Source organism: Curtobacterium sp. MCSS17_015, assembly GCF_003234265.2.
Taxonomy (GTDB): domain Bacteria; phylum Actinomycetota; class Actinomycetes; order Actinomycetales; family Microbacteriaceae; genus Curtobacterium.
In genome coordinates this window covers 2,916,709-2,943,069 of sequence record NZ_CP126256.1, presented here as the reverse complement: position 1 = coordinate 2,943,069, position 26,361 = coordinate 2,916,709, and the positions used below count along the sequence as shown (strand labels likewise).

The 26,361-nt window shown below is 70.7% G+C and carries 16 protein-coding genes; 11 read left to right on the top strand and 5 right to left on the bottom strand.

Annotated features, from left to right (window positions below; genetic code table 11):
- Positions 1–4: 4 nt before the first annotated feature.
- Positions 5–2,170, bottom strand: coding sequence for an RNA degradosome polyphosphate kinase (locus tag DEJ18_RS14065; RefSeq protein WP_111210079.1), 2,166 nt, complete (start codon positions 2,168–2,170; stop codon positions 5–7).
- Between the two features lie 209 nt (positions 2,171–2,379).
- Between DEJ18_RS14065 and DEJ18_RS14060 the strand changes: the two genes are divergently transcribed.
- The 8 genes from DEJ18_RS14060 (at position 2,380) to DEJ18_RS14025 (ending at position 19,403) form a co-directional block, all read left to right on the top strand.
- A complete protein-coding gene (locus DEJ18_RS14060; RefSeq protein WP_111210080.1) occupies positions 2,380–2,661 on the top strand; it encodes a pyrophosphorylase in 282 nt (93 codons plus the stop codon).
- A gap of 104 nt (positions 2,662–2,765) precedes the next feature.
- Positions 2,766–8,162, top strand: coding sequence for a DUF6531 domain-containing protein (locus DEJ18_RS14055; protein WP_111210081.1), 5,397 nt, complete (start codon positions 2,766–2,768; stop codon positions 8,160–8,162).
- A gap of 15 nt (positions 8,163–8,177) precedes the next feature.
- Positions 8,178–8,627, top strand: a complete 450-nt coding sequence (locus DEJ18_RS14050) for a hypothetical protein (protein WP_111210082.1) — start codon at positions 8,178–8,180, stop codon at positions 8,625–8,627.
- A 755-nt stretch (positions 8,628–9,382) separates the two neighbouring features.
- Positions 9,383–9,871 (top strand): hypothetical protein, encoded by a 489-nt coding sequence (locus tag DEJ18_RS14045; protein ID WP_146241516.1) that lies wholly within the window; start codon positions 9,383–9,385, stop codon positions 9,869–9,871.
- A 113-nt stretch (positions 9,872–9,984) separates the two neighbouring features.
- On the top strand, positions 9,985–10,341 hold the full coding sequence (locus DEJ18_RS14040) for a hypothetical protein (RefSeq protein ID WP_146241517.1): 357 nt from the start codon (positions 9,985–9,987) through the stop codon (positions 10,339–10,341).
- Positions 10,342–10,903: 562 nt separating this feature from the next.
- On the top strand, positions 10,904–13,594 hold the full coding sequence (locus DEJ18_RS14035; RefSeq protein WP_111210087.1) for a hypothetical protein: 2,691 nt from the start codon (positions 10,904–10,906) through the stop codon (positions 13,592–13,594).
- On the top strand, positions 13,591–14,952 hold the full coding sequence (locus DEJ18_RS14030) for a type 1 periplasmic-binding domain-containing protein (protein ID WP_111210088.1): 1,362 nt from the start codon (positions 13,591–13,593) through the stop codon (positions 14,950–14,952). The genes DEJ18_RS14035 and DEJ18_RS14030 overlap by 4 nt, the downstream gene beginning before the upstream one ends.
- A gap of 167 nt (positions 14,953–15,119) precedes the next feature.
- Positions 15,120–19,403 (top strand): type VII secretion EssC family protein, encoded by a 4,284-nt coding sequence (locus DEJ18_RS14025; protein ID WP_111210089.1) that lies wholly within the window; start codon positions 15,120–15,122, stop codon positions 19,401–19,403.
- Positions 19,404–19,552: 149 nt separating this feature from the next.
- Here the strand turns inward: DEJ18_RS14025 and DEJ18_RS14020 are convergent, their stop codons facing one another.
- Genes DEJ18_RS14020 through DEJ18_RS14010 form a run of 3 tightly spaced genes read right to left on the bottom strand, consistent with a single transcriptional unit; the run spans position 19,553 to position 23,216 of the window.
- Positions 19,553–21,667 (bottom strand): serine/threonine-protein kinase, encoded by a 2,115-nt coding sequence (locus DEJ18_RS14020; protein ID WP_111210090.1) that lies wholly within the window; start codon positions 21,665–21,667, stop codon positions 19,553–19,555.
- A gap of 47 nt (positions 21,668–21,714) precedes the next feature.
- A complete protein-coding gene (gene mshD / locus DEJ18_RS14015) occupies positions 21,715–22,536 on the bottom strand; it encodes a mycothiol synthase (protein ID WP_181434156.1) in 822 nt (273 codons plus the stop codon).
- An 8-nt stretch (positions 22,537–22,544) separates the two neighbouring features.
- Positions 22,545–23,216, bottom strand: a complete 672-nt coding sequence (locus tag DEJ18_RS14010; protein ID WP_111210092.1) for a response regulator transcription factor — start codon at positions 23,214–23,216, stop codon at positions 22,545–22,547.
- Between the two features lie 99 nt (positions 23,217–23,315).
- Between DEJ18_RS14010 and DEJ18_RS14005 the strand changes: the two genes are divergently transcribed.
- From DEJ18_RS14005 to ygfZ, 3 genes are all read left to right on the top strand, one after another.
- Positions 23,316–23,621: a hypothetical protein gene (locus tag DEJ18_RS14005; RefSeq protein ID WP_111210093.1), complete on the top strand. Its 306-nt coding sequence runs from the start codon at positions 23,316–23,318 to the stop codon at positions 23,619–23,621.
- 153 nt (positions 23,622–23,774) lie between these two features.
- Positions 23,775–24,377, top strand: a complete 603-nt coding sequence (locus DEJ18_RS14000; protein WP_111210094.1) for a heme-binding beta-barrel domain-containing protein — start codon at positions 23,775–23,777, stop codon at positions 24,375–24,377.
- Positions 24,377–25,453, top strand: a complete 1,077-nt coding sequence (gene ygfZ / locus DEJ18_RS13995) for a CAF17-like 4Fe-4S cluster assembly/insertion protein YgfZ (protein ID WP_111210095.1) — start codon at positions 24,377–24,379, stop codon at positions 25,451–25,453. Before DEJ18_RS14000 ends, ygfZ begins: the two co-directional genes overlap by 1 nt.
- 99 nt (positions 25,454–25,552) lie before the next feature.
- Here ygfZ and DEJ18_RS13990 read toward each other — a convergent pair whose 3' ends face one another.
- A complete protein-coding gene (locus tag DEJ18_RS13990; protein ID WP_111210096.1) occupies positions 25,553–26,341 on the bottom strand; it encodes a class I SAM-dependent methyltransferase in 789 nt (262 codons plus the stop codon).
- Positions 26,342–26,361 lie beyond the last annotated feature (20 nt).

The window sequence follows — 26,361 nt, the reverse complement described above, 5'->3', positions numbered from 1 at the left end:
CCACTCACCGCGTCGAGCGCTTCCGGGCCGAGATCGTCCGCATCTGCACGTTCTGGGCGTCGTCGAGCGGACGACCGTCCCCGTCCGTCGAGTGGCGCGTCCACTCGCCGTCCGACTCCAGGTGCCAGGAGCTGGTGGTCTCGGCCATCGCCAGGTCGAACATCTCCTGGACCTCGTTGATGTGCGCCGGCGCCGTGAGCCGCACCAGGGCCTCGACGCGACGGTCGAGGTTGCGGTGCATCATGTCCGCGCTGCCGATGAAGACCGCCGGGTCACCGTCGTTGTGGAAGGCGAAGGCCCGGGAGTGCTCCAGGTACCGTCCGACGATGCTCCGGACACGGATGGTCTCGCTCACCCCTTCGAGCCCGGGCTTCAGCGAGCAGATCCCACGGACCCAGACATCGACGGGGACGCCGGCCTGGCTCGCCAGGTACAGCGCGTCGATGATCTGCTCGTCGACCATCGAGTTGACCTTGATGCGGATGCCCGACGGCTTGCCGTCGCGGGCGTTCTGCGCCTCCGTCTGGATGCGCTTGATGAGGCCCTTCCGCAGGTGCAGCGGCGCGACCAGCAGTCGCTTGAACTTCTTCTCGATCGCGTACCCGGACAGCTCGTTGAACAGGCGGGTGAGGTCCTTGCCCACGGTGTCGTCCGCGGTGAACAGGCCCATGTCCTCGTAGATCCGCGAGGTCTTCGGGTTGTAGTTGCCCGTGCCGATGTGGCTGTAGTGCTTGAGCGTGCCGCCCTCCTGGCGGATGACGAGCACCAGCTTGGAGTGCGTCTTCAGCCCGACCAGGCCGTAGACGACGTGCACGCCGGCCTTCTCGAGCTTCCGGGCCCACGTGATGTTGTTCTGCTCGTCGAAGCGCGCCTTGATCTCCACCAGGGCGAGGACCTGCTTGCCGGCTGCTGCGGCGTCGATCAGGGCCTCGACGATGGGGGAGTCGCCCGACGTGCGGTACAGCGTCTGCTTGATCGCGAGGACGTTCGGGTCGGCGGCGGCCTGCTCGAGGAACGCCTGCACGCTGGTCGCGAAGGACTCGTACGGGTGGTGGACCAGGACGTCGCGGGCGGCGATGGCGCGGAACAGGTCGGGCTTCGTGTTCGGCTCGCCCGGCTGGAACTGCACCGGGGTCGTCGGGACGTGGCGCGGGTAGTGCAGATCCGGGCGGGCGATCTTGGCGATCTCGAACAGCCCGCCGAGGTCGAGCGGCGACGGCAGGCGGTAGACCTCCTGCTCGGTGATGTCGAGTTCGCGCACCAGGAGGTCGAGCGTCACCGGGTCCATGTCCTCGGTGATCTCGAGCCGGATCGGCGGACCGAAGCGCCGGCGGAGCAGTTCACGCTCGAGTGCCTGGATGAGGTTCTCGGCCTCGTCCTCCTCGATCTCGACGTCCTCGTTGCGGGTGATCCGGAACACGTGGTGCTCGAGGACCTCCATGCCCGGGAACAGGTCCGGCAGGTGGTTCGCGATGAGGTCTTCGAGGGGGATGAAGCGCAGCCGCCCCGAGTTGTCGTCCGGGAGCTTGATGAAGCGCGGGTAGTTCTGCGGCACCTTGAGGCGCGCGAACTCCTGCCGCTGCGACTTCGGGTTGCGCACCCGCACCGCCAGGTTGAGCGAGAGGCCGGAGATGTAGGGGAACGGGTGTGCCGGGTCGACCGCGAGCGGCATGAGCACCGGGAAGATCTGCTCGCTGAAGTACTCACGCATCCGCAGGCGGTCGTCCTCGCCCAGGTCGGACCAGTGCTCGACGTGGATGCCGGCGGCGTCGAGGTCGGGCTTGAGCGACCCGATGAAGGCGTTGGCGTGCCGTTCCTGCAGCTCGTGCGCCTTCATCGCGATGTCGCGCAGGACGTCGCTCGGGGCGCGACCGACGTTGGTGGGGACCGCGATGCCGGTGTCGATGCGGCGCTTCAGGCCGGCGACGCGGACCATGAAGAACTCGTCGAGGTTGGAGGCGAAGATCGCGAGGAAGTTCGCTCGCTCGAGCAGCGGCTGCGTCCGGTCTTCACCGAGCTCGAGCACGCGCTGGTTGAAGCGGAGCCAGCTGAGCTCGCGGTCGAAGTACCGGTCCGAGGGCAGCGACTCGTGCTCGATCTCCACGACCTCGTCGAAGTCGTCGAGGTCGTTCGCGACGGAGTCGCCGTCCAGCTGCGGTTCGGTGTCCATGGCCACATCCTGCCACCAGCACCCTGCACCGGGGGCGGCCCGGGTTGCGCCTGTGGAGACAGAGGGTGAACGGGCAGTTGTCGGGACGGCGGATCAGCTGTCCACAGGAGGGTACGAGCGGGTGGACGACTCGTTATGGTGGTGCGCGTCAGAGCCTCCGGGGGATCTTCTGCGCGGGGGTGCAGGTACGTAGAGAAGAGGGGTTCACCATGTCGCGTGTGCTTTCGACCGAACAGGCGAAGACCGCCATCCGTCAGATCCAGTCCATCGTGAACGGTGGGTTCACGGACCAGATCTCGCAGCTCGATGCCCAGGGGCGCATCCTGTCCGACTCGAACGTGTGGGACGGCCCGCTGGCCGGGAACTTCCGTGGGTCGACGTGGCCGGAGACCAAGGCTGCGCTGGACAAGGCGAAGACCGAGCTCGAGCAGCTCCGCACCCAGCTCGACAAGATCTCGCAGGACATCTTCACCGCGGGTGGCGGCGCCTGACACCGCCCGACAGCGCCCGGGTCGTCCGTCATGGGCGGCCCGGGCTCCCGCGTTCGACGCGGACCATCACGACCAGCACCAGTTCTTCCGGGGGGACGACAACCGTGTCAGGACAGCTGCACGCCAACACCGATCCGATCGAGTTCGACGACGCCACCGCTGACGCGCTCGCCAGTGCCATGCGCGGCGCGGCGAGTGCGATCGACGGGCAGATCGGGAGTCGTCAGTCGTACGTGTCGACGGCTTCGCAGGAGTTCCGCGGCCACTTCTCGCAGCTGTTCACCGAGAACGCGACGATCGCGAAGAGCGACGGTACGACCCTCTCAGACCTGATGCGCACGGTCGCGGGGTGGGTCGACCAGATGAAGAAGCTCGCCGCGGAAGAACGCGAACGGCGTCGCCAGGCCCGTGAGTGGCAGGAGCAGCAGGCTGAACGCAACGGGTTCGAGAAGTGGTGGGACGACACGTTCGGCACCGGGAACCCGCCGGACATCGAGAACAAGCCCGCGCCTCCTTTCGGCCCCGCGGAGATGCAGCCGAAGCCGAGGCAAACGCCGTCCCCGGGTTCCGGCGGCGGCGGGGGCGGGACGTCGTCCGCGAAGCCGGAAGACCTCCGGTCCTTCGCAACGGGCTCGGCGTCGTTGAACTCCGAGCTGTCCGGGAAGCCCGGGCTGCTCCGTGGCAAGCTGTCCGACTTCGCTTCGCGGTGCTCGTGGGGAACGATCAACGCGGACGGGCTCGTCACCGGCTTCGAGCGGTGGCTCGCAGCCAACGACCAGGACGTCGTCTGGGCGAAGACCATCGCCGACGCCTTCGCCGCCGCCGGGGGTGAAGGCGCGGTCTCGACCGTGTCTGACGCCGCGCTCGGCGCAGCCCTGCAGGCCGCGGGCGTGTCGGCCAACCGGACCGACCTGCAGATCGATCCGCCCACCGCCTACGGCGCGCAGCCGACGACCGGCTACTCGATGGACCCGGTCAACACGACGACCGGCAACTTCCTCGAGCCGGAGCTCGACCTCTCCTTCGACGGCGCATCCGCGTCCCTCAGGGTGTCGCGCATGTACAACTCCCTCGACCAGCGTGTGGGTGTCTTCGGCCCGGGGTGGGCGTCCGGCCTCGAGACCCGGCTGCTCCTCGACGACGAGGGCGCGTCCTTCGTCGGTGCCGACGGCCGACTCGTCCGCTTCCCCCGCGCCGGCGCCGGTTGGGCGCGCGGTGTCGGCGAGAACCGGTGGCTCACGGCGGAGGCAGACCTCCTGGTCGTGCGGGACAGCGAGGGTGGTCGCATCGACTTCACCCCGACTGGTCTCTGGGCCGGCGAGAGCGCCGGACCCGGAACCGCCGTGACGGTGGAACGGGACGCCTCCGATGCCGTCGTGCGTCTCCGCCACGAACGCGGTCGCTTCGTGGACGTCGAGTACGTCGACGGTCGTGTCGCCGTGCTGCGGGCCTCCGACGGACGTCGGGTGGAATACGGGTACGACGACCGAGGGCGCCTGGTCTCGGCCGCGACCCCGCTCGGGACCAGGACGTACGGCTGGGACGAGGACGACCTCATCGTGACGGTCACGAGTGCCGACGGCGTGCTCGAGGTCGACAACGTGTACGACGCGCAGCGTCGTGTCGTCGAGCAGACCAGCCCGCACGGCCGCCGGGTCCGGTTCGCCTACCTCCCCGGCCGTGTGACCGTTGTCTCCGATCAGGACGGGACGCGTTCGAACGCCTGGATCGCGGACCCGAAGGGTCGGCTCGTCGGGATCATCGACTCGGATGACCGTCGACAGTCGATGAGCTACGACCCGCACGGCAACCTCGTGTCGGCGACGGAACGCGACGGCTCGGTCACCGTGCACGCCTACGACGCACGGGGTCGGCGCACGAGGACGGTCACGCCGACCGGTGGTGACCTCACGTACGGCTACGACGACGCCGACCGCGTCACGACCGTGGTCACGGAGAGCGGCAGCGTCGTCACGTACGAGTACGAGGGTGACGAGCGTGACCCGTCGGTCGTCACCGACCCGGTGGGAGGCCGGACCGAACTCACCTGGGAGCGCGGCCTGCTCGTGCGGGTCGTCGACCCGACCGGTGTCACGCTCAGCCTCGACCACGACGCGTCGGGTGAGCTGGTCGCCGTGACGAACGCAGCCGGGCACATCGCACGGATCGAGCGGGACACCGCCGGTCACGCCGTCGCGACCATCAGCCCCACCGGCGCCCGCACGGAGTACCGCTACGGTGCCGCCGGTCAGGTCGTCGCTCGCCGAGACCCCGACGGCGCGACGTGGACGGTCGAGTACACCGCGGGTGGGCGCGTCAGCGCCGTCACCGACCCGATCGGTGCGCGGACCGTCCTCGCCTACGGCCCGGACGGCGAACTCGCCTCCACGACCGACGCGCTCGGACGGACCACTCGTCGGACGTACGACGACCAGGCCAACCCGCTGCAGGTCACCCTGCCGAGCGGTGCATCGTGGACCTTCGCGCACGACGCCTTGTCGCGCCTCCAGTCCGTCGTCGACCCCACCGGCGCAGTGTGGCGCCGGGAGTACGGGGTCAACGGCGACCTGCGCGCCGTGACTGACCCCACCGGCGTCCGCACGGAGTTCTCGGATGACCCGGCCACCGGTATCTCCACGTTGTCGGACGCGTTCGCGACGACCACGGTCCGGTCCGACGAGTTCGGACGCCCCGTCGAGGTGAGGTCCGATGAGACCGGTTCCGAACTCGTCACGTACGACGCGTGTGGCCGACCGGTCGAGCTCGTGGACGGTGAGGGTGGCCTCACCCGCATCGAGCGCGACATGAGTGGTCGTATCAGCGCCATCGTGTCGCCGAGCGGCGGGCGGACGACCTTCGAGTACGACGCCTGTGGCCGACCTTCGGCCGCCACCGACCAGCTCGGGGCCCGGACGACGATCACCTACGACGCAGACTCACGGGTCGTCGCGCGGACCCTGCCGACGGGGGACGTCGAGCGCATCGAGTACGACGTCGTCGGGCGCGTCGTCGCGCGGACCGCACCCGGAGAAGGAACGGCTCGCTACCGCTGGGACGCGGCCGGGAGGCTCGTCTCCGTCCACGACGCACGTCACGGTCGACGTCGGTTCCGCTACGACGCCGCGGGTCAGCTCACCGAGGCCGAGAACGGCGTCGGTGGAGTGACCGCCTACACGTACGACGTCGACGGGCGCCTGACCAGCGCGACTGACCCGGTGGGCGGCATCACCCGGTACACCTACGACGGCGCCGGACGGCTGACTGCCATCACGGATCCGCTCAGCAGGACGACCACCGCACGACTCGACGCCGCCGGCCGCCGCGTCCAGCAGACGGACCCCGACGGCGGGGTGGTCGAGTGGGCGTACGACGCTGCAGGACGTGAGCAGCGGCTCTCGGTGGACGGCGCCCTCGTGGCGGAGACCACGCACGACAGGGCTCGCCGGGCGGTCGTCGTCACCGACCACACGCGTGGCCCCGGACGGGACATCGAGCACGAGTTGTGCTTCGACCGGCGGGGTCTGCTCGTCCGGCGGAGCCGTGGTGGGCGGGCGATGTCGTGGGAGTACGACGCCGACGGACGTCGTACGGCGCGCACGGACCCGGACGGCAATCGCACGACATGGCGCAGGGACGCCGCTGGCCGCGTCGTCGGCGTCGAACGGGAAGGACTGACGCCCGCCGCGTTCACCCTGGACACCCTCGGGCGCATCGTCCAGGCCTCGACCGGTGACGTCGTCCAGTCGTGGTCCTACGAGCGCGGGGCGCTCGTCGAACACACCGTGACCACGCCGGAAGGCGGTACGACGACCCGCATCGACCACGACGAGGACGACCGCATCGCGGCGATTACCGGTGCGGACGGCCGGAGGACCTACACCCATGACGCCGCGGCGCAGCTGGTCAGTGCGCTCGACGGCGGCCGTGGTCGGACGTGGCGGTACGACGCGGCCGGACGCCTCGTCGCCGAGACCGTCGACGGTGCCGAACTCCGACACGAGTACGACGCTGCCGGGCAACTCGTCGCCACCACCGGTGCTGACGGTGCGCGGATCGAGTACGTGCACGACGGACTCGGTCGGCGCGTCCGGCGGACTGCTCCGGACGGTTCGACCACCGAGTACGCATGGTCGGACCTCGGGTTCCTGGCCGGCGTCGTCGAACGGGACGCGACGTACGACGAGACCGGCCGACTCGAGGTGTGGACCGACGCCCTGGGCGAGGTCGCGGAAGTCGGAGGATCGGACACCTGGTGGGACACCGCTGCGGGTGTCCCGGTCCTGGCCTCCGTCGGCGCGACGCCTGTCCTGGAGGCTCCAGGCGGGATCGTGGCCATCGACGGGAACTGGACGGCATCGACCTGGCGCGGGGCGCGAGCGACCGAAGCGACCGATCCCTGGGCGCTCCTCGCATCGACGAACGGGATCGGCGGCGGAGCTGCCCTGCCGTCCGGCGTCGGGCTGACCCCGGGCGGCAGCCTGAGCATCGCGGGGATGGAGTGGCTCGGGGCCCGGGTGTACGACCCCGTGGCGAAGGGCTTCCTGTCGACGGACCCGCTCGCTCCGGTCGTCGGAGCTGGGTGGTCGGGGAACCCCTACTCGTACGCGGGGAACGACCCGCTGCACGCGGTCGACCCGCTGGGGCTGCGGCCGGCTACGGACAAGGACCTGCAGGCGTACCGGGATGCACACCGAGGGGGTCTCTGGGAGCTCGCGGACAAGTACTCGGACGAGATCTCGACAGCGGCGGTCGTATTAGGGATCGGACTGACGGTCCTGTCCATGGTCACTCCCGCCGGGCCGATAGTCGCGATCGCGATGATGGCGGGTGCGGGTGCTGCTTTGTCCGGGGGAATGTCGATCCAAAGCAACAAAGGCAAGGACGGCAGGATCGACTGGGGTGCCGTAGGAGTCGACACCCTCATTGGCGGTGTGGCCGGAGCTGTAGGAGGCGGAGCGTCTTTCGGGTTGTCCAAGGCCGCACCGGCACTCAGTCGTTCGGGCTTCTCGTTGGCACAACGCGCAGGCCAGGTGCTCACGAAGCCGACACAGGCGGCGACCTCGAGTGCCCTCCAGGGAGCTGCGTCCAACGTGTTGGATGTGGGAGCGAAGTCGAACTGGAGTGCCTCCGGCGCCGAGTACTGGCAAGCGGCAGGTACAGGAACAGCGACGGGAGCGGCATTCAGTGCTGGATCGAGCTTCGTCTCTCCGAAGGTCGCATCGTCACTCGCGAACCGGCTCAACATCGTCCCGCAGTGGAGCTCGAGCGGCGCGCACGCCATGGCGGGGGCGCCGGCGGTTGCGCCGAACCTGGCCACGTGGAACACGGTCGTCGGCGGAGCTGTAGACAGTACGCTCGGTGGGATCGGTGCGGTGACCAACGAGATCATCCGGCCGGGAGGAGGACGCGATGCGGACAATGTGCTGCGCACGTTCGTCAATGGATTTGTCGGCGGCGCAGAGGGGCCGAATGTCAAGAACCGCGGCGCGCATGCCGGTTGACGCGGAGGAACGGACGTGAAGGAGTCAGGTGCGCAGTTGAAGCCTGGCCGGGCGCGCGCGCGGAGGCAAGTCATCGTCAACCGTTTGGTTGCGGCACTCATCGTCTTCGTAGTGTTCATCGTGCCGATCGGTTTCTTCGTGGGCGGGCCGACATTGCTGAAGTCCTATGACCGCTCGCATCTCGTCACGCTGCAATGCACCGTGGACTCTGCGGAAGCGAACAACACGTCGTCCCGGTCGAACCGAGGTATCGGCTCATCGAGTGCTGAGATTGTCCTCGCCACGAGTTGTGGCGAGTTCGTCTACGTGAACGGGGTGACATACGACAATGCTGAAGCGCTTGCGCGTCAGCTCCAACGCGATCCTGATCGATCGCTGTCGGTGGGCAAGGGCTCGATCACACTGCGGGGGCTCCTCGAGTTCTTCAATCTGCTGCCCAGGGTCCACAAGATCGGCGGCTTGTAGCGAAAACGTGCACCCGAGAAGCGGCTCGTCCGGATGAGCCGAGGGTGAGCGCACGGGACGCGCTTGTGTGTCGTCACAATCGGGATCCTGGTGCTGGTGGACCGGATTTGGTGCTCGTTACCGTGAATCTGGCTGATGTGAGACCGAAGCTGAGTAACGCTCCGCGCAGGTGTCACTACGGTGAATGCGTGGAAAGTCGATGAGGGGTAGTCAGCGAACGGTCGATACGGATTCGAGGTTGGAGCTGCGTCATACTGCTGGAGGGACTAACTCAGGTTCATTCATCAATCGATTGAGGTGCGCCGTTCGAGCGCATAAGCGCTTGTGATTCTGGTTGGTGCCGCGCACGGGGTATCCGAGGCAAAACTCGAATATCGCCGTCGGTACCCTCAGAGTCAGCAGATGGATTGGGGAATGGTAGACCAGACTGCCTGACGGTGCTACTCCATCGACGAGCACGAAGCGAAGGCGCGCGATCACGGTTCTGGCGGTTCTCGCGCTCATGCCGATCATGATCCTGGTCGTGCAAGTCGGGGGCTCTGCTCGGGACCGGACACATCCGATCTTCGTACGGATCAGGGTCATCTCAGCGGAGGGCGGAGTGCGGTCATCCGCCTCGGGTCGGGACGTGGGAGCGCCCTGCGACGACGTCAAGATCGGTCAAGGGTCTGCACGCCTGCGCGGATGGTTCCAAGCGGTCGGCGTCGCACCTAATGTGCTCGATGTGCGAACGGAACGTGGGGAGTGAGCCGCGCATGAAGTGGGACCGATCCGGCGGCCGGCAGAAGGCTACGACGATGATGATCCCCGGCGGGACATCGACGAGGAGCAACGTGGGAGCAAAACGGCACCGCGGGAACGTGCTGGTGATCTCGATGTTGAGCGCGATGGTGCTCGTCACCGCGCTGGTCCTCGGAGGCTCGTGGGCGTGGAAGGCCTACGAGCGCGCGCACGTGATCTCCGTCACGTGCACCGTGACGGGTGCCGAAGGAGACATCGGGTCGAGCACTTCCGGCAAGGGAATCGGGTCGTCGTTGGACCAGGTCGCGATCATGACGAAGAAATGTGGTCCGCTCGTCCTCCGGCGAGGGGTGACCACCGACAACAAGGACGCGATCGCCGTGAGGCTCGAAGCAGCAGGCTCGACTCGGTTCGAGATCGGCGAAGTATCATTCCGACATCGGGAGGCCCTCGTTCGTGTGCGCGAGAAGGTGTTCGTCTTCGGTTTTTCGGAGGAACCGTGACAGGGGCCTGCAGCTGTTGATCACATCGCGCTCCCAGGAGACGTATCGGTGACTGCCGCGAAGTGGAAGATGTCGAAGACCAAGGCCTGGTGTTGTTCACACTGTGGGCCTTCGTGATCGTCTTCGTGAGTGCGTTCTTCCTCGCGGGACCCGCGGTACTCCAGTCGTACGACGATGCACATCATGTCCAGCTGTCATGTGTCATCTCTTCGGCTGAGGCAAGTAGCGGGTCCACGCGCTCGGCAGGAGGCGTCGGAGCATCGGTTCCGCAGGTGGTCATCGAGTCGGGCGAATGTGGGAGGTTCGTGCTGCGCGAGGGTGTCACCGCGGACAACAGCGACGACATCGCATCTGGCTTCGAGATCGCGGAGAAGTACGATCTCGAGGCCGGCGACGGATTCCTGAAGATGCGAGGTCTGCTGCGAGTGTTCGGTGCCTCTCCGGAACTCTTCGGATACCGTCGCTCTTGAGCCTGCGCCCCGTGATCCGCGTGGGCACGGCCAGAGGGAACGAAGTGGAACTTGCCTCCCTGATCGACGCCCTGGATCAGCGCGGAGATGAGGACGCGTCTTCCGCAGAGCAGATCCTTGCAGTGCGGTCGGTCCTCGCCCGGGCTCTGGCGCAGGAACAGGGGAGTCCAGTGTCCCGTTCGATCGTGCGGGAAGCCGGACGGATGGTCGCAGACTCCTGGCCTCTCCAGAGCGAGCTCGGCGCGCTGGTGCTGACGTTCTCGCGATCGGCGTAGTCCTGGTCTCGGTGATCGCTTCACCGCTCGCCCGACGGCCTGCGGGTCGTCACCGCTGATCGTGTCGCCCGAACGGGGGACTCGAGGGCCTGTGGACAGTCGTCCCTGGACGCTGCAGCCCCGTTAGGATCGAGTCGCTTGTCGGTTCTTGAGGGGGACGATCGCCAATGTCGTTGCGCATGCTGCATCCAGGGGTACGAACGAAGAACGGCCGCGCGCTCGCCGTTGTCGCGATGGCGGGCGCTGCTGCGGTGGTCCTGGCGGGGTGCACGTCCACGGATCGCGCGGTGGAGAACCCGTCCCGCGTCCTGCAGACCGTCGACACGCGCTTGGCGGCGGACGGATCGATCACCACGATCTCCGACACCGCCATCTCCGTCGGTGCCGACGATTCGTCGTCCGAAGTCACGGAGCACGAGGCTGCCAAAGCTGCTTCCGACCTGCCGTTGCGCGTGACGACCCAGTACACGACGGCGAAGAAGAGCGGCACCGACCTCGCCGACCTCGCGGGCTACTCCGGCCGGGTCGAGATCGACCTGACCGTCGAGAACCTGACCGTCCGCTCGCGCAACCTCACCTACGACGTGGCGGGAGCCTCCCGGACGACCCCGGCGCTGGTGGGTGCGCCGTTCAGCATCGCGGCGTCGACGGTCCTGACGGGGACCGCGCCGAACCGCGTCGTCACCGACACCGCGGACGCGGGCACGGCGACCGACGGCGTCGTCAGCGCGAACGGGGACGGCGACGCCGTCGTGCAGTGGGGCCGTCTGCTGGCTCCGCCGACCTCTGGTGCGAGCAGCACGCTCCACCTCGTCGCGGACGTCGAGGACTTCGCGGCACCCTCCTTCGACCTGGCCGCGCAGCCGGGGGTCTCGACGGACCTGTCCTCCACCGGGGTCATGAACGCCGCGTTCGGGTCCGAGAAGGACTCCGAGCTCGCGCTGCAGCGGCGGACGATCGACCTCATCTCGCAGGTCAACGAGGTCCTCGCCCGCGCGGGCGGCACGATCACCGAGGTCCGCTCGAACCTCGAGACGACCTCGGCCACGCTCGGTGTCCGAACGGCGGAGCGGCTCGAGGACAGCAGCACGTCGCTGGCGAGCACCATGCAGTCCCTGTCGGGACAGCTCGGCTCGCTGCAGACCGACCTCGATGCGACGGTGAGCGGGACCCAGTCCACGGTCCTCCAGCAGCTGCAGGAGACCACCGGCAGCCTCGACGCGCTGCTCGGCGACACGTCGGCCACCGTGCCGACGCCGGCCATCGACGGGAACGGCTGCGCTGCCGAACCGCAGCCGGCCACCGGTGGTGCCAGCGTGTACGGCAACCTCCTGCGGGTGTCCGCGCAGCTCGCCGGGTACGCCGAGGCAAGTGAAGCCTGCAAGCAGCAGGTCAGCGCGCAGCTCGCATCGTCGGTCGGGCCGAGCGATCCGACGGCGGAGAAGTGCGCGGCCGAGGCCGCCCGCTCCTCCCTCACGTGTGCGCTGTTCGCGTCCTCGACGACGATCATGCAGGCGTTGACCAGGCTCGTCGCCACCGGCAAGGACCTCGCGGACAGTCTCAGGAAGACGCAGTTCGCGGAGGACGCCCTGGCCGACTACGGCAAGGTCAGTGCCGCAGTCAGTGGCATCGACGAAGAGCTGGCACAGCTCACGTTCGGGTCGACGTCCGACTCCGGCGAGACTCGGAAGGCCCTCGAGGTGCTGCGAGCAAGCGTGGAGCAGATGCCCGGAAAGATCGACGCCGTCCGGGGTCAGCTCCGCGCGGTGCACGACCAGGCGGAGGGTGCGCGGACGGCGCTCGGCGAGATAGAGGACCCGTCCGGACCGTCGATGCAGGCGCAGAACGCTGCACTTGCGGAACAGATCTGCCGCCTCATCGGACGCGACGCGAGCGGGATACCGCTGTTGCCAACGACCTCGGGGCTCACCGAGAACCAAGCAAATGACCTGCGCTCCTACCTGACGGCGACGCCGTGCGAGGACGGTGACGACCAGACGGTCGAGGAGCCGCTCGACCCGCCGTTCCCGTTCTCAAAGCCGATGGACGTCCGGCTCGATGACCAGCACGACGCATGGGACGCCATCGTGAGCGCCACGAACGTCGATGACACGAAGTCCGCCATCGGCGCCACGCTCGGAGACCTGGAGACGAGCATTGACCAGGTCAGGACGGCAATGGATGCCGTCAGGACGGCCACCGAGGAGGGCGACGGAGGTGTGCAGGACTCGCTGCATGAACTTCGACGGCTCGTCAATAGTCTCGTCGAGTCCGACCAAAAGGTGGCGACCGGCCTTGGAGCGGTCGTAACGCAGAAGGATGCGCTGGCGGAGAAGGTTGAGGAGCGCTTCGCCGATGCCAACGAAGAGACAAAAAAGAAGGTCGACGACCTCATCGACCAGCAGGTCCGCGACGTCTCGGAGCAGGCGGAGACGAGCAACACCGCGGTGATCGAGGCGTTCGACCAGTCCATCGCCGGCCTCCGCTCGACCTCGACCGACGTCACCTCCGGTGCCAAGGGCACGATCGACGAGCAAAAGGGCAAGCTCGAGCAGGAGAACGCGGCCCTCGCGAGCGCGGTCGACGAGCAGACGAGGCAGAGCCTCGAGCGCATCAACGCGAGCACCACCGCGTCGACCCGTGACATCGAAGGTGCGCGCACCCTCCTGACCGGTGACCTCAACCGCGTGATGCTCGACCTCGGCGACCGCAAGGTCAACGGTTCCGGCATCCTCGGCGCGATGGCCACGAGTGCGGCGAAGTCCGACTCCGCGGACTACCAGCTCGCCCTCGCGTCCCAGAACGCCGCCGGGTACGCGAACGTCCGCGCCGAGGACGTGTCGGGCATCTTGTTGCAGCAGGAGCAGTTCCGCGCCTCGCTCGACGCCGCCACGACCCTGCCGGCGTTCCGGATGAACGTGCCGGAGGGCGCGACCTCGACGACGCTGTACACCTTCACCATCGGGGACGCACGATGACGCACCAGGCCGTCGACGAGGTCCAGAGCACCCGCGGCCCGCGTCAGCCGCTCGTCATCGTTGCCGTGGCGGTGCTCGTCATCGCCGTCGTCCTCGCCGCCGTCGTGTTCGTCGTCGACCGGAACACACCGGCCGCCGAGGCGGTCCCGGCGACCGTGCCCGTCCCGCTCCGCGTCGCGCACGTGCCGGACGGGACCAAGATCGGCGTCGTGGTCACCCTCGGTGACGGCGAAGGGTCCGAGTGGGACGAAGCGGCACAGGGGGCCCTCGTCGCCGAACGTCGACTGACGCTCGGTGGCGTCGACGTCGAGCTCGTCACCCGGAACGACGGCGGCAGCGCCGGCGGCGGGGAGCGAGCCGTCCAGGCCCTCGTCGACAGCGGTGTCGCGGGCATCGTGGTCGCCTCGTCCGGAGCACACGTCTCCGGCGCGCTCGAGGCCGCGGCCGACGCCGGCGTCCCGGTGGTCCTCCCGTACGCGTCGAGTGGCAGTGACTCGTGGTCCACCGCCCCCTCCGCCGCATCGGTCAGCGCGGCGATGGAGCAGGCGCTCCGGGGTGCGGAGTCACCGCTCCTGGTCGACCTCGGTGGTGGCGCTCCGTCCGGTCTCGATGTCGCGCACGTGCTGACCGCGGACGACGTCGCCGACGACACTGCCCTCGCGGCAACCGTCGCGGAGCGGACCGGCGCCGTCACGGGCGCATCCACCGCCACCCCCGCAGCCGGCGACGAGGAAGCGGACGAGCAGGCTCCCGTCGACTCCGACGCGGTCGTCGTGAGCGGGCCGGCCGCACGACAGGGGGCGTTCGTCGCCGCCTTGCAGTCCGCGGACGTCACCGTCCCGGTGGTCCTCACCCCGCAGGCGACCAGCCCCGCATTCGGCACGGCCCTGGCCGACGCCGACGGCAGTCTGTCGGGCACGTTCGTGTCGGCGGGGGTGGCGACGGACGATGCGCGCGCCCTCACGTCGGATGAGCAGGGACGCGCGATGTCGGCGTTCCTCAACGGTGTCCGCGTCCTCGCCGACGATGCGGCGGCGCAGAACCTCACAGCTGACCAGCCCTTCTCCGCCGTCGCCTGGGCCGCTGACTCCCGCAGCCACGACGCGGTCGTCGCGCTCGTCCGGGCCGTGGGGTCCGCGCGCAGTGACGATCCGTCCGCCGTCGCGGACGCCCTGTCCTCCCTGCGGCTCGGCGCTGGTGACGGTATCGCCGGACCGGCGCTGGACTTCCGGCAGCAGCAGGCGTTGCGCAGCGACGCGACGGTGCTGGCGGCTTCCTCCCAGACGCTCGGACTGCGTCCCACGACGGCCGAACCGACGGCGTCGCTGGTGTGGTTCCAGGACTCCACCGCTCGCTGATGACCACCCGCACGCCCATGACCTGTTGCTGATGACCGCACGCTGACCGCCGGGGCAGTCGAAGCAGCCGCGGGAAGGCACCGGTCCCCATCCGGTCGCAGCACCGCACCCGCCGCGACACACACACCGCGGCACCCCCCGCCGCACGGACCACGAGGAGCGCGAACATGCGTCTGTTGATCGAACTCGACGACCGACGTGAAGCGGTCGAGGTCGACGGGTGGGCCGCCACGTCGTGCCTGGGCGAACTCGTCCAGTCCGCCGCTGGCATCACCCTGGAACCCGGCACGACCCTGGCGGTCGACGGACACCGGACGAGCGTGGACACCCCGCTCCGCGACCTCGTCCTGCTCGAGGGCTCCCGCATCGCACGCGCGCCGGAGGAACGGCCGCAGCTGGTGGACGGGTGGACCGTCACCCTCGCGGGCGGCCTCGACACGGGGGCGGTCGTCCCGATCCCCCGGTCCAGGAGGCTCGTGGTCGGTCGCGCACCCCAGGCCGACCTGGTCCTGCCCACCGAGAGCGCCTCGTGGGAGCACTGCACGCTCGAGCTCGAGGACGACGGCGTCCGCATCCGCGACTCCGGCTCGACGAACGGCACCGTGGTGGCGGGGCAACGACTCGACGAGGAGGGCGTCCTCGTCGAGGTCGGCACGAGTGTCATCGTCGGCGGCGCCGTGCTGCTCGTGCGCCCGGACCTGCACGAGACGACGGTCCCCGCTCCCGGCTCGCTGCCGAACCTGACGCCCGCGGCGACGGCGCCGTTCAACCGGCCTCCGCGCCCCGGGCGGAACCGGGACGTGGAGCCGGTGTCCCCGCCGGCGAAGCGGGACGTGCCGCCCGCGTCGAAGTTCAGCTGGATCACGGTCGCCGCGCCGTTGGTCCTCGCGGGGGCGATGGTCGCCCTCCTCGGCGATGCCCGTTTCGCGCTCTTCGCCCTGCTCAGCCCCGTCACGGCGATCGGCATGTGGTTCGAGCAGAAGCACCGGCGCGCGAAGAACCTCAAGGAAGAGGACGAGCGCTTCGCCGCGGCGGTGCGCGACTTCAGCGGCGAGATCACCGCTGCCGCCGCCGTCGAGGCCGCCCGTCGGCAGGAGCTCGTCCCCGACCCGGCGACCGTGGTCCGACGCGCGCTGTTGCCCGCGACCACCCTCTGGCAACGACGGGCCGACGACGTCGACTTCCTGAGCCTGCACGCCGGCACGGGCGACGCGCCCTGGCGTCCCCAACTCGACTCACGCGCGACGCAGATGAAGCTCGAGGAGGCAGCGAAGACCGCCATCGAGGAGAGCAAGCTGACCGCGGCCCCGGTCGTCGCCGACCTCAGCGACGCCGGTGTCGTCGGCATCGTCGGCGACCGCGCGGGCGCCCTCGCCCTGGCTCGGAGCCTCCTCGTCCAGGCGACGGTGCACTGCGGACCCGCAGACCTCACCGTGGGGGTGTTCTGCGACCGGGGCCGCGAGGACGACTGGTCCTGGGCCTCCTGGCTGCCGCACACCCGAGTGGCGGGGAGCAGCACCGGTCAGCGGTGGATGTCGGCCCAGCGTGACCAGGGCGCCGCGGTGCTCCGCGGCCTCCGCGAGTCCATCGACGAGCTGCCGACGCCGGAACTCCTCGTCCTCATCGACTCCGAGGTCCTCACCGAGGGCCGCGACGCTCCGGCCCGGAGCCTGCTCGGCCACGGTCGGTCGGCGCTCGGTCAGGTGCGCCGCCCCGGCGAACGACCGCGCCGGGTGAGCGGCATCGTGATCGCGACGAACGAGCAGCAGCTCCCCGCTGCGTGCACGACGATCATCACGGTCGGGTCCGACGCGGCCGCCACGGTCTACCGCCCGGAGGAGCGGATCCGTGTCGAGGACGTCGTGCTCGCCGGTCTCAGCCCGGCCGACGCCGAGCAGTGCGCCCGGCATGTCGCCCACTTCGACGACCCGGAGCTCCTCGTGCCGGGTGCCTCGCTGCCGGCGCTCGTGCGGTTGCCCGACCTGCTCGCGAGCGCCGCCCCCGCCGCCGCCGGGGAGCCGAGCGGTCCCGCGGCCATCCGCGCCGCCTGGGAGGCCCGCACCGGCTTCTCGACGCCGATCGGGTCGTCGGAGAGCGGCGTCCTCGAGATCGACCTGGTCCGGGACGGCCCGCACGGCCTGGTCGGTGGCACGACGGGTTCGGGCAAGAGCGAGTTCCTGCGTTCCTTCGTCGCCGGGCTCGCCGCGCGCAACGACCCGACGCGCCTCAACTTCCTGCTCGTCGACTTCAAGGGCGGTGCCGCGTTCGCCGCGTGTGAGCGCCTGCCGCACACGATCGGCACGATCTCCAACCTCGACGAGCAGTTGGCCGATCGCGCCATCCGGGCGCTCGAGGCCGAGCTCGGGCGACGCCAGCGCGTGTTCGCCGCAGCGGGTGCCGACATCGACAACCTCGACGCCTACCTCGCGACGAAGCCGTCCGAACCGATGCCCCGGCTGCTGTTCGTGGTCGACGAGTTCGCGATGCTGGCGAAGGACTTCCCGGACGTCCTGACGTCCCTCGTGGCGATCGCCGCCGTGGGTCGTACCCTCGGCGTGCACATGGTCCTCGCGACGCAGCGGCCGGCCGGTGTGGTCAGCGAGGACATCCTCGCGAACACGAACATGCGCGTGGCCCTGCGCGTGCAGAGCCGCGAGGACTCGACGAACGTCATCGGCGTGCCGTCGGCCGCCGGCATCGGGCGCCAGCAGACCGGTCGCGCCTACGTGAAGCTCGGCCAGGACGACATCACGCCCGTGCAGACCGCACTCGTCACCGGTCGGGCTCGCGATGCCCGCGCCGAGCAGCCCGTCACCGTCCGGCCCACCGACGTCTTCGGTGTCCCCGCGCCCGTGGCGTTCTCGGCACCGGCGTCGAACGACCTGACCGACCTCGACGTCCTCATCGACGCGATCCGGACGGCGAACGACGAGGCCGGCTACGCACCGCCGCGTCCGATCTGGCCGGAAGCGCTCGGCACCTCGGTCCCGCTCGACGCGCTCCTGCCGGAGGACGCCCCGAGGTCGCCGGTCCCGTCGCGCGTCCCCGTCGCACTCGCCGACGACCCCGACAACCAGCGGCAGATCCGGACCGGGTGGGACCTCGCCGAGGGCAACCTCATGCTCATGGGGATCCCGGGCAGCGGGACGAGCACGGCCCTCGCCTCGATCGCGCTGCAGCTCGCCCGCACGTCGAGCCCAGACGACCTCGATCTGCTCGTCCTCGACATGGGGACGGGTGACCTCGCGCCCCTGGCGGACCTGCCGCACACGAGCGCCTACGTCGGCTCCGGTGCCGGCGCTGCCGAGCTGCAGACCCGCATGCTCCGGCACCTCCGCACCGAACTCGACCGCCGCCGTGCTGCGCCGGGTGGTCGCCGCGCGGTCGTCCTCCTCGACGGCCTGGCGGCTCTCCGTGACGAGTACCAGGACTTCGAGGGCCAGCAACTCCTCGACGCGCTCTACCGCGTGTACGCCGAGGGGCCGGCGCTCGGCATCTCGTTCGCCGTGTCCACGACCCGCGCCAAGGCCGTCCCGTCGGCCATGGACGAGGTCACGACGCAGAAGTGGCTCTTCCGCCTCGCCGACCCGTACGACTACGCGACGATCGGTGTCCGCCCGAAGGACGTCCCGCCCCCCGTCCCGGGGCGGTTCATCGACTCGACGGCGAAGCTGCAGTCGCACGTGGGCACGCCGACGGGGACCCTCACCGAGGCTGTCCGTTCCGTGCGCGAGCAGTGGGGCGACGTCGCGCCCAAGGCCAGTGCGGTCGGTCGGCTCCCGGGGTCCGTCTCGGTGACCGACCTGGCCGTGCCCGCCCGCTTCGACACGGAACCGTGGCAGCTGCCGGTCGGGATCGCGGAGGACGACCTCGGCACCGCGGTGCTCGAGGTGTACGACGGCGAGCACGTCCTCGTCGCCGGTCCCGCGCGTTCCGGCAAGTCCTCGGTGCTGCTCGCCCTGGCGGCAGCGGCACGGAGCGCGGACGGCGTGAAGCCGGCGGTGTGGGGCATCTGCGACCGCCGCTCGCCGCTCGCGAACGCCCTCGAGCACGGGACGGTCGACCGGCTCGCCGTCGGTGCCGACGAGGTCCCGGCGCTCCTCGCCGGCATCCGCCTCGAGCGGGGACCGGTCCTGCTCCTCATCGACGACGCCGAACGCTTCGACGACGGTGACCAGGGCATCTCCTCGCTCCTCGCGACCGAGCGCCCCGGCCTCTGCGTCGTCGCGGCCGGCCGCTCGGCCGACCTCCGCTCGCTGTACAGCCACTGGACCCGCGCGGTCCGGAAGGCCCGCTGCGGCGTGCTCCTGCAGCCCGACGTCGACTACGACGGCGAGCTCCTCGGCGTCACGCTGCCCCGACGATCACCGGTCGCGCTGACCACCGGCCGGGGGTACGCGGCCTCGGGAGGCGCGGTGCGGCTCGTGCAGACGGCCTCCGCCGCGAGCTGACCGGCCCGGTCCCGGGCGGCACCCGTCCGGTCCGGGCCCAGCCGCATCCGGCGCGAAACCGACAGATCACCGCAGGACTCCCGCGGTGATCTGTCGGCTCCACGACCACACCGACCTCCCGGCCCACGGGCACGCCGTGAGCACCCTGGTCAGTCCCGCGTGGTGATCCCGAACGGCTGGCTCTCGAGGTTGGTGAAGTTGCCCACGGTCGCCCGCACGGTGCACGACGGCGCGACCGACAGCGCGGTCACGACGAGCCCGTCCGACGACACCGCCAGGGCTCCCGAGCATCCGTCGGCGAACCGCACGCCGGATTCACCGCCCGCGACGTCGGTCAGCATCTCCGAGGGCTTCCCGGCGCTCGGGCTGCGGTAGAGCGGGTTCAGCTCGTCCGCACCGCTCGGCCACACGGGCACGAGCGTCACGGGCAGCGTGGTCTGGCTGACGGTGCGGTCGGGGGTGCGGACGTCGACACCCTGGAGGCGCTGCACCGGGTACGCGGTACCGGTCACCTCCTGGTCGGTCACCGCTGCGGTGGTCGCTGCGCCGACGGCGTCGAGCCACTCCTGCAGCCCCGTTCCGCCGGACCCAGAGCCGCCGGACCCGGAGCCACCGGCCGCCACGACGTCCTGCGGCACGGAGGCCTGCACCGTGACGGAGCCGCCCGCCTCGATCTCGACCCCCGTCAGGCTCCACGCGCAGGCGGTGTCGACGCCGGTCAGGGACGGTTGGTTCCGCTTCGCGGTCACGCCCTCGCCGCTCCACGTCACCGCCGGGCAGTCGGCGTCCTCGTCCGCGCCGGGGAGGACCTCGAGCAGGGGTCCGCTGAGCGGTGCGGTCTGCGCGCTGTACGTGATCGAGACCTCGACGGTGCCGGCCTGGGGGTCGACGACGGCCTTGCGGGTGGTGGTCAGCCCCGTCGGGAGCGGCCGGTCCTGCTGGTACGCACTCGCCGCCTGCGCTGTCCCCGTGCCGGTGGCGGGTCCCTTGCGCCCCGCGCCCGGCAGCCACACGACGGCGGCGACGACGAGCACCACGACGAGGACGACCCCGACCACGCCGAGGGCGAGCATTCGGTTCGTCAGCCAGTCGGGCCGACGGAAGCGGCGACGGGGCGGCTCGGGTTCGGCCGTGACGACGGCCACCGGCGGGCGGGCGAGGGGACGGATGACGGTCTGCGACCCAGCCTGCCCGAGCTCGGGTTCGGGTCCCGCTGCGTCGGCGGCCGCCAGCGCGCTGCCCGCGTCCCCGTCAGCCGCACCGGCCGGGGAAGCACCCGCATCGGCCGACGAAGTGCCGGCACCGCCACCGGCCGCACCCGCAGCGCCGGACCCGCCGCGCACCACCGTCGCCGGCCGCTCGATCTCGTCGAACGACTCGGGGTCGTCGGCCCGCGGCAGGGCCGGCGCGTCCCGCAGGGACCGTGCCAGTCGGCGGAGGGTGGCCGCGGCGTCGACCGCCGAGGGACGCGCGGCCGGGTCCTTGGCGAGGAGCGACGAGAGGGCGGCCCACAGTGCATCCGGTACGTCGAGCCGCGGCGGGGTGGAGGTCACGTGCCGGTACGCCACCGCGAAGTCGGTGCCGGGCCCGGCGAACGGCGTCCGCCCGGACAGGAGCTCGTAGAGCATCACGCCGGCGCCGTAGACGTCGGCCGCCGGACCCGATCGGCCCTGGCTGATCGATTCGGGTGCCATGTACTGCGGTGTGCCGAGGAGTCCGGTGGTCTTGCGGTCCCGCTCCGCGACGACGGACGCGATGCCGAAGTCCGACACCCGTACGTCGCCCGTGCTGCCCGCGGTCCACTCGTGGTCGAGCAGCACGTTGTCGGGCTTGACGTCCCGGTGGCTGACGCCCTGCCCGTGTGCTGCTGCGAGGGCGTCGAGCGTCTCCGCGGTGACCGTCAGGGCGTCCCGCGGCGGGAGTGTGCCGACGGCGAGCAGGAGGTCGCGCGCCGAACCGCCGCCCACCAGGTCCATGACGATGGCGAGGCGGTCGCCCTCGACGACGAGGTCCCGCACCCGGACGATCGAGGGGTGCTCGAGCGCGAGGAGCACCGAGCGTTCGCGGACGAAGCGCTCGACGACGTCGGGTTCCGCGGCGAGTTCGGCACGCAGGAGCTTGGCGGCGAACTGCTCACCCGTCGCGGTGTGCTCGGTCCGCCAGACTTCGCCGGACGCCCCCGTCCCGAGCAGTTCGACCAGGCGGTAGGAGGCGCCGAGCGGCTCCCCGCGGCCGTACTGAGAGTGCTGCCCGTCCTGCGCCACAGATCCCCCGTACCCACGATCACCGGCGCGTCGCCGACGGCCTCATGTTACCGGCCGGACCTCGGCGCGGTGTACTGGACGTCGATGGTGTGGTCGCCGAACCCCTGGCGCCGGTAGAGCGCCAGTGCGGGGGCGTTGTCGCCCTCGACGTAGAGGGCGACGGCGTCGAGCCCGCGGTCGACGAGTCGTGCGGACCCGGCGCGCATGAGGACACCACCGAGTCCCCGGCCCTGCAGGTCGGGTCGGACGGCGACGGCGTAGTACTCGCCGACGCCGTCCTCGACCTTGAGCCAGCACGACCCCGCCAGGCGTCCCTCCGCGTCGCGCAGCAGGACGAGGTCGTCGCCGGAGAACCAGGCGTCGGACTCGCGTGCCCGCAGGTCCTCGAGCGTCATCCGACCCTGCTCGGGGTGCGACGCGAAGGCGGCCGCGTTGAGTGCGAGCCAGTCGGTCTCGTCCTCCGACGACCCGGGGCGGAACGCGTCGAGCCGGTAGCCGTCCGGGAGGCCCGGCTCCGGCCGCGCCGTCGGCACCGGTGCGCGCAGCTGCAGCAGCGTCCGCTCCGCGGACCAGCCGTGTCGCTTGGCGAGGGCCCGGGCGGCCGGGTGGTCGCCGTGGGACCACGCGCGGACCGGGGCCGGGTCGAGGGCGAGTGCCTGCTCGACGAGACGGGCGCCGATGCCGCGCCCACGGGCCTCCCGGCGGACCACGACCTCGACCTCGCCGTCCCGGACGACCGCGACCCCGGTGTCGTCGCCGAGCACGCGCGCCCGACCGGCGCGCAGGTCGACCAGGGTCTGGTCGGAGAACGGGGGAGCCTCGCCGTCCGCGACCGCGGCGGCGGCGAGCTGTTCGACGACGGCGAGCACTACTGTCCCTACAGCCGGTCGTCGTCGTCGTGGACGTTGAAGCGGTACCCGACGTTGCGGACGGTGCCGATGAGCGACTCGAGGTCGCCGAGCTTGGCGCGCAGGCGTCGGACGTGCACGTCGACGGTGCGGGTGCCGCCGAAGTAGTCGTAGCCCCAGACCTCACTGAGGAGTTGCTCCCGGGTGAACACCCGGGCGGGGTGCGACGCGAAGAACCGGAGGAGCTCGAACTCCTTGAACGTCAGGTCGAGCGGCCGGCCGCGGACCTTCGCGGAGTAGCTCGCCTCGTCGATGACGACGCCGGAGGCCTGGATCTTGGACCCGGTCGGGTTCTTCGAGGCGCGACCGGCGTTGAGACGGATCCGGGCGTCGACCTCGGCGGGGCCGGCGGACTCGAGGACGACGTCGTCGATGTTCCACTCGGTGGTGACCGCGGTGAGGCCGCCCTCGGTGACCACGAGGACGACCGGGGTGGTCGAGCCGCTCGTGGCGAGGATCTTGCACAGGGCCTTCGCGCTGACGAGGTCGGTGCGGGCGTCCACGAACATGAGGTCGCTCTGCGGTGCGTTGACCAGCTGCGCGGCCTCGGCCGGCACGTGGCGGATCCGGTGGCTCAGCAGGCCGAGACTCGGGAGGACGTCGCCGGGCGCGGCCGAGGTGAGTACCAGGAGCTGTGCCACAGGACCTCCAGAGGGAGAAGACGTCGTTGCGCCATCCTAGTGAGCCCGGCGCGACCCACCCGGACGGACGGTCCAGCGCGCGACTGTCATGATGGGGGCGTGAGCGAGACGACGGACCCCGTGACGGCCGAGCCGGCCACCGGGCCGAGCCAGCGCCGACTGCGCCTGGCGTCCGTCGTGCCGGTCTGGCTGCTCGCGGTCGTCGGTGCGGTGCTCGTGCTCACCCTCACGGCGAAGGACTCCTTCGCCTGGCTGTTGCTCGTGTTCGTCGCGACGGTGTTCGTGAGCTTCGTCCTGCAGCTCGCCACGCAGACGAAGGACGGCCTGGTCGAGCGGATCAGCATCGCCTCGTCGGGGTCGTTCGTGGTGGTGCTCGTGACGGCCCTCGTCCTGCTGGCTCGTTGAGCCTCCTGCGGTGTCGGTGACGGCCGCGTAGACTCCGGGCATGGATTCGCTGCTTGCGCTCGAGCTCTTCTACGTGGGCCTGCTCGGCCTGGCGTCGCTCGCGATCACGTTCATCTCGGTGTCGGTCGTCGTCAAGCTCTTCAAGGGCCAGCGGTGATCGAACTGCCCGAGGGCCTGTCGGCCGAGCTCGTCCCGCTGTCCTGGCTGGTCGGCGTCTGGGAGGGCACCGGCGTGGTCGAGTACCCCGTGGGCGAGGACGACACCGTCCGGGCCTACGAGTTCGGTCAGCGGGTGAGCTTCAGCCACGACGGCCTGCCCTACCTCAACTACTCGTCGACGACGTGGTTGCTCGACGACGAGCGCACCCCGCTCGCCGCCGAGATGGGCTACTGGCGGCTCGACCGGCCGTCCGAGCCCGGCGACCGGGGCCCGGCGATGCTGCTCGGTGACGGCCCGGTGCCGTTCTCGACCACGCAGAGCGTCGAGACCCTGCGCAACCAGACCGACGGCTTCGACGTCGAAGCGGCGATCATCCACCCGACGGGTGTCAACGAGCTCTACGTGGGCCGCGTCAAGCAGGGTCGCATCGACCTCGCCACCGACGCCGTCATGCGCTCCGCCAACGCCAAGGAGTACTCGGCGGCGACGCGCATGTACGGCCTGGTCGAGGGCAAGCTCTTCTGGGCGTGGGACATCGCCGCCCTCGGTCGGGAACTCACCTCGCACGCCTCGGGGCAGCTCGCGAAGGTCGACTGATGGGCTCGCCGTTCGCGGACCGTGACGGCTTCGTCGCCACCGATGCGGGGCCGGCCGCGCACTTCGGCAACCCGCTGGGGGAGCAGCGGCTGCTGGCCCGCGGCCGCGCGGTCGTCGAGCTCGGCCTCGGCATCGTGACGGTGACGGGGCCGGACCGCCTGTCCTGGCTCAACTCGATCACCTCGCAGCTGTTGACCGGACTCGCGCCGGGCGCCGGCACCGAGACACTGGTCCTCGACGCCTCCGGCCGCGTCGAGCACGCCGCGCGCGTGGTCGACGACGGTGAGACGACGTGGTTGCTCACCGAGGCGGACGACGCGGCACCGCTCGCGGCCTGGCTGTCGTCGATGCGCTTCATGCTCCGGGTCGAGGTCACCGACCGGTCGGCAGACCTCGCGACGCTCGGCTGGTTCGACGGCGCCGAACCGCTCGGCGGCGCCGAGCCCCTCGCGCTCTGGGTCGACCCGTGGTCGTCGGTGGCGCCCGGCGGTTGGAGCTACGCCGACCTGGAGGCCCACCCCGCCTCCGACTGGACCCTCCGGATCGCCGTGGTCACCCCCGACACCGTCGCTGCCGTCGCCGCCTCGGACGTGCCGGTGGCCGGGCTCCTCGCGCTCGAGGCCCTGCGGATCGCCGCCTGGCGTCCGGTGCTCGCCGACGTCGACGAGCGGACGATCCCGCACGAGCTCGACTGGCTCCGCTCGGCCGTGCACCTGTCGAAGGGCTGCTACCGGGGACAGGAGACCGTCGCGAAGGTCCACAACCTCGGACGCCCGCCCCGGCGCCTGGTGATGCTGCACCTCGACGGCTCGGACGGGGTCGTCCCCGCGCCGGGGACCCCCGTCACGCTCGACGGCACCGAGGTGGGGCGGCTCGTCGCCTCGGCCACGCACCACGAGCTCGGGCCGGTCGGGCTCGCCGTCGTCAAGCGCTCGCTCGACCCGGCGGCGGTGTTGACCCTCACCGCCGACGACGTGGTGGTGACCGCTGCGCAACAGGTGATCGTGCCTCCCGGTGCCGGCGCGACGGCCGACGTGCCGCGCCTCCCGCGCCTCGGGGCCGTCCGCCGCGGCTGACCCGCCGCCGATCGCGCCCCGGCACGAACATCGCGCCCTGTTCCGACGGGGCGCGTTGTTCGTGAGCGGGCGCGATGCGTGGTGCGCCGGCGGCGGCGTTCAGGCGGGGGCGACCGCCGACCACGGCACGCTGAGCTCGCCGAGTCGCCACCGCGTCACCCCGTGCAGGACCGGCCACCCGCGGTCACGCATGCCGGCCACGGTCACGATCCACCGCTGCCGAGGCCCGTACGTGCCGAGCGGCGCCGCCACCGCCCAGGACAGGTCGAGGTCGCGGAGGAACGCGTGCACCCGTTCGCCGGGGACGTTCCGGTGGATGAGCGCCTTCGGCAGTCGCTCGGCGACGATGCTCGGGACGTCGAGACCGGCCAGCCGCAGGGCGACGGTGAAGGTGTGCGGTGCCTCCCGGTCGAGCGTGACCCACGACGCGACCCGCCCGACCTCGTTGCAGGTGCCCTCGACCAGCTGCCCGCCCGGTTGCAGGCGGTCCTGCATGATCCGCCACGACCCGACCACGGCGGACTCGTCGTACTGCCGGAGCACGTTGAAGGCGCGGATCACCGCCGGTCGTCGTCCGTCCGGGGTGGGCGTCTCGAAGCCGCCGAGCCGGAACGTCACCCCGTCACGCGTGGCGGCGTTCGCCAGGGCCACGCGGGACGGTTCGATCTCGATCCCGGTGACCTCGACGTCCGGACGGACCCGGGCCAGGCGGCCGCGGAGCTCGAGCGTAGTCGTCGGACTCGCGCCGTAGCCGACATCGGCCACGAGCGGGTCGTCGGTCCGCCGGAGCACCGGGAGGGAAGCGATCCACCGGTCGACACGACGGAGCCGGTTGTGCCCGGTCGTCCCACGTGTGACGGTGCCGATCGGCGACGCGTTCCCGGGCATGGGACCAGGGTACGGGTGGA